Genomic DNA, 4,565 nt, shown 5'->3' on the forward strand with positions numbered 1-4,565 from the left:
ACATCGGTTCGTTGGCGTACGCAGGCGTGGCCAGGCACGCTGCGGCACAGGCAAGCACCACGGCGCCCAGGCGGCGCGCGGCGGCATTCAGGTACGGAGACATCGGGCGGAAAGCTCGGATTCGTCACACACGCCCACAGTCTACCCGCGATGGCGGCATGGTGCCGCAAGCCGCCCGGGGTGCGCGTTGCCACACCAGTTGATGCCGGCGCGCGTAGTCCACCATTTCGACCAGGGAGCCGACATTGAGCTTGGCCATGATGTTGGCCTTGTGCGTGCTGACCGTCTTGCTGCTGATCAGCAGTTGCGCCGCGATCGACTTGTTGGAATGGCCGCGCGCCAGGTATTGCAGGATGGTGATCTCGCGGTTGCTCAGCCGCGCAAAGCCGGATTCCCGCTGCTCGCCGATCTGGCGCACGGTCTCCAGCGTATGCATGGGAAATACCAGGTAGCCGCTCAGCACGCCGCGTACGGCCTGCATCACCTCGGCCAGCCCACGCTGCTTGACCACGAAGCCATGGGCGCCGGCGCGCAGCGCCCGCACCGACGCCAGCGTGGCGTCGCTGCCGGACAGTACCAGCAGGGGCACCGCGGGCAGCGTCGCCGAGACGCGCCGGACAAAGTCGATGCCGGGATTGCCGAAGCGCTCGACATCGACCAGCACCAGCCCCGGACTGTGCTCGCGGACCAGCCGCAACGCTTCCCGCATGCCATCCGTTTCCAGTACTTCGCCGGCGCCCAGCTCAGCGCAGAGTTCAGCGGACAGCGTGGTGCGGAACCGGGAAGGTTCGTCGACGATCAGCGCGAGATGCAATTTGAGGCTCCTTAACGACTGGCATGGCTTGGCCTGGTGCCAAGGTTAAGGGGCCGGAGAGATTCTGATGCGCCGAATCCTCGCCGCGCAGATGCGGCAAAATCTGCATCAGAGTCAGACTTTTCTGCATCGCGCTGTTTTCGTATCGATGCCGCGGTCGGCGTTACCCGTTGGCAGCGTCAAGGACTTCCGTCAGCTTGCGGCTCGCATCCAGCGCCGCGGGGAAACCGCAGTAGACCGCGCTGTGCACCATCAGCTCGCGCAGCTCCTGCGGCGTAACGCCGTTGGCGAGCGCGCCGCGCAGGTGCCCGGCCAGCTCCTGCGGCCGGTTCAGCGCAATCAGCATCGACACCGTGGCCAGGCTGCGCTGCTTGCGGTCCAGGCCGTCGCGGGTCCAGACCGTGCCCCAGGCGAACTCCGTCACCAGTTGCTGCAGGCTGGTGTCGCCCTGCTGCGCGGCGGCGTCCAGCGCGCGCTTGACGTGCTCGGGGCCGAGCACTTCGGTGCGCACGTCAAGACCGGCCTCGAAGGCCGGCGTGGGGGTATAGGCGGGAGGTTGGCTGGGTTCGGCCATGGCATGGGTCTCCGGTTTGGGTGGATGCCGCATGGTAGCCGAACCGATCAGGCAGACTCGAGAGGCCGCAGCATCGGCGCCGCGGCCCCGGGTCATTCCGTGCCGGCGGGCAGGAAGCGCGGCGCCGGCGCCGAACGCGGCACCTCGCGCTCGCCCTGCTGGTACAGCCGATACGTGCCGCGTGCCTGGTTGTGCGGATGGCGCGCGGCCTCGTCCAGGGTCAGCACGCGCGCAAAGCACACGTCGGTGCCGCCCAGCACCGACTCCCAGTGGGTACTGGGCTTGCCTGCGATGCACGCGGCAATGCGCGCCTTCACCGCGGGCCACTGGGCGCGGTCATACTGAGCGGCGGGGTCGATGTCGGTCAGTTCGAGCCGCTCGAGCAGCTCGCGGTAGAACTGCGGCTCAAGCGCGCCCAGCGTGATGGCGCGGCCGTCGGCACAAGGGAAGACGTCATAGAACGGCGAATCGTGGAAGGGGCTGGGTTGCGGGCCGCCCAGCGTGCCGGCCGCGCGCGACACCTGCACCAGCGAGCCCAGCATGGCGACGATATCGGTGATGGCTGCATCCACCACGCAGCCCTCGCCGCTGGCGCGCGCGCTCAGGATGGCGCTGGTGATGCCGAATGCCAGGCCAAGCGCGCCGGTGGCATCGCCCACCACGGTCGGCGGCACCATCGGCAGTGAGCCTTCGCGCGCGGCCATCGACAAGAGGCCGGTCAGCGCGATGTAGTTAAGGTCGTGGCCGGCGCTCTGCGACAGCGGGCCGGTCTGGCCCCAGCCGGTCATGCGGCCGTAGACCAGGCGCGGATTGCGTGCATGGCACGCCTTCGGACCCAGGCCGAGGCGCTCCATCGCGCCCGGGCGCAGCCCCTCGATCAGCGCGTCGGCGCCGGCCACCAGGTCCAGCGCGGCGGCCACGTCTTGCGGCGACTTCAGGTTCAGTTGCACCACGCGCTTGCCGTGCTCCAGCTCCATCTCAGGCGGCACGGCCTGGCCGCGCAGGATGCGGCGGGCATCCGGCGCGACCGGGCGGGTCACCAGCGTGACCTCGGCGCCCAGGCCGGCCAGCATCGCGCCGCACAACGGGCCGGGGCCGATGCCTTCGAATTCCACTACCTTGATACCGCGCAGGGGCAGCAGGTTGCCACGCTCACTCATGATCGTCGTCTCCGGAAGCGCCGCCCGCCCGCGCCATGGCCGGGGGACAGCTTGCATTGAATTGGTATGGGATGGGCCGTGCCTGCGGCAGCGCGGGCGTGCCAATGCCTGCCGCGGGGCTCGGGAGCATGCTACGCGCCACCGCATTGACGGGGCAATGGCCAAATGCTTCAGCCGGATTGACGGAATCCGTCAGCCGGCCGGCTATCGCACGGCAAGATCGGATAAATCCGATCCGACTTGATCTAAATCGGGTCCTGGCAGGACACTAGGTGCCATGATGGTTCCAGATGGCGGTGCCGCCTCATGGCGCACCGCCTGCCGACAGCCCCCATTCAGGAGATTCCCAACATGACCAATATCGTGCTCGCCACCGACGGCTCGGCCTTCAGCGACGCCGCGGCCCGTTTTATCGCCGAAGGCAAGCTGCTGCAGAGCGGCTTCACCGTGCATGTCGTCCATGTGGCGCCGGAAGTGAGCGGCCAGGTGCGCGCCTTTGTCAGCAAGGAAACCATCGACGACTGGCACAAGGAGGCCAGCGACAAGGCCATGGCGGCGGTCTGCGACATCCTGTCCGCAGCCAAGGTGCCGTTCGAGCGGCACCCGCTGCACGGCTTTGCGCCGGAGCGCATCGTTGCCTGTGCGCGCTCGGTCGACGCCGCGGCCATCGTGATGGGCACGCATGGCCGGGGTTCGTTCTTCGATGCGGTGATCGGTTCAGTCGCGGGCCGCGTGCTGGCGCAGGCCGAGTGCCCGGTGCTGCTGGTCAAGGCGCCGGAAAAGAAGGGTTGAGCAAAGCAGTGGAAAACCGGCGCCCTGGCGGCGCCGACCGGTAGACCTCAGGCGCCCCACAGGGGCGCTTCGTCCATCAGCGCAACCTGTTCGCGCAGTTCCAGGATGCGGTCCTGCCAGTAGCGCGCCGTGCCGAACCAAGGGAACGCGGCCGGAAAGGCCGGGTCGGCCCAGCGGCTGGCCAGCCAGGCGCTGTAGTGCAGCAGCCGCAGCGTGCGCAGCGCTTCCACCAGCCACAGTTCGCGCGGCTGGAATTCGGCGAAGTCCTCATAGCCGGCAACGATGTCGGCCAGCTGGTCCTGCATGGCCGCGCGGTCGCCCTCGAGCAGCATCCAGATGTCCTGGATCGCCGGCGCCATGCGGCTGTCGTCGAAATCCACGAAGTGCGGGCCCGGCGCGCCGTGGGTGCCGCCGCGCGCATCGTCCTCGTCGATCCACAGCACGTTGCCGCGATGGCAGTCGCCGTGGGTGCGCAGCAGGCGCACCTCGCCGGCGCGCTCATAGCAGCGGCGCACGCCGTCCAGCGCCAGGTCTGTCACCGATTGCCACGCGGGCAGCAGCTCGGCGGGAATGCAGCCGCTGGCGAGCAGCCAGTCACGCGGGGCAACGCCGAAGGTTTCCAGATCCAGCGCCGGGCGCGCCTGGTAGGGCTGCGTCGCCCCCAGCGCGTGGATGCGGCCGATAAAGCGGCCGAGCCAGGTCAGCGTGTCGGAACGGTCCAGCGCGGGCTCGCGGCCGCCGCAGCGGGGGAATACCGCGAAACGGAAGCCGGCGTGATGCAGCAGCGTGCCGGCCGCGCCCGGTGCCAGCACCATGGCCGGCACGGCCGGGATCTCGGCATCGGCCAGTTGCTGCACGAAGGCGTGTTCTTCCAGGATGGCCGCGTCGGTCCAGCGGCCCGGACGGTAGAACTTGGCGATGACCGGCGCGGCATCTTCGATGCCCAGCTGCCAGACGCGGTTCTCATAGCTGTTGAGCGCCAGCAGGCGCCCGTCGGGGCGCAGGCCGGCGCCTTCCAGAGCGTCCAGCATCAGCTCCGGCGTCAGGCCGGCGTAGGGAACGCCGGGGTCGGCCGGGGCGTCGGACGCGTGCATGGTGTCAGCCTGTCCCGCTCAGCGCGCCGGCTTGCGGTTGCCGCCGAGCAGCGCGGCCTGCGGCGCCGGACGGCGATTGCGCGCCGGTGCCGGTGCCGCGTCGTGCGGCTGGCGCGCGGGTTGCGCCGCGG

At 69.4% G+C, this 4,565-nt stretch carries 5 protein-coding genes; 1 reads left to right on the plus strand and 4 read right to left on the minus strand.

Features of this window, described 5'->3' with window-relative positions; all coding sequences use genetic code 11:
* Positions 1-124: 124 nt before the first annotated feature.
* The 3 genes from CF68_RS03750 to CF68_RS03760 form a co-directional block, all read right to left on the minus strand.
* Entirely contained in the window at positions 125-814 is a 690-nt protein-coding gene (locus CF68_RS03750) for a LuxR C-terminal-related transcriptional regulator (RefSeq protein ID WP_084187053.1), read from the minus strand.
* Between the two features lie 163 nt (positions 815-977).
* Entirely contained in the window at positions 978-1,388 is a 411-nt protein-coding gene (locus CF68_RS03755) for a carboxymuconolactone decarboxylase family protein (RefSeq protein ID WP_051591390.1), read from the minus strand.
* A gap of 92 nt (positions 1,389-1,480) precedes the next feature.
* Positions 1,481-2,548, minus strand: a complete 1,068-nt coding sequence (locus CF68_RS03760; RefSeq protein ID WP_035816148.1) for a CaiB/BaiF CoA-transferase family protein — start codon at positions 2,546-2,548, stop codon at positions 1,481-1,483.
* A 351-nt stretch (positions 2,549-2,899) separates the two neighbouring features.
* Here CF68_RS03760 and CF68_RS03765 point away from each other — a divergent pair, with 351 nt between their 5' ends.
* On the plus strand, positions 2,900-3,340 hold the full coding sequence (locus tag CF68_RS03765; RefSeq protein WP_018313685.1) for a universal stress protein: 441 nt from the start codon (positions 2,900-2,902) through the stop codon (positions 3,338-3,340).
* 47 nt (positions 3,341-3,387) lie between these two features.
* On the opposite strand, the gene CF68_RS03770 is transcribed toward CF68_RS03765, so the two are convergent.
* The gene (locus tag CF68_RS03770; RefSeq protein ID WP_035816149.1) at positions 3,388-4,434 is read right to left on the minus strand and encodes a serine/threonine protein kinase; all 1,047 of its coding nucleotides are present in this window, start codon (positions 4,432-4,434) and stop codon (positions 3,388-3,390) included.
* Between the last annotated feature and the right edge of the window lie 131 nt (positions 4,435-4,565).

Source organism: Cupriavidus sp. SK-4, from assembly GCF_000611125.1.
Lineage (GTDB): Bacteria > Pseudomonadota > Gammaproteobacteria > Burkholderiales > Burkholderiaceae > Cupriavidus > Cupriavidus necator.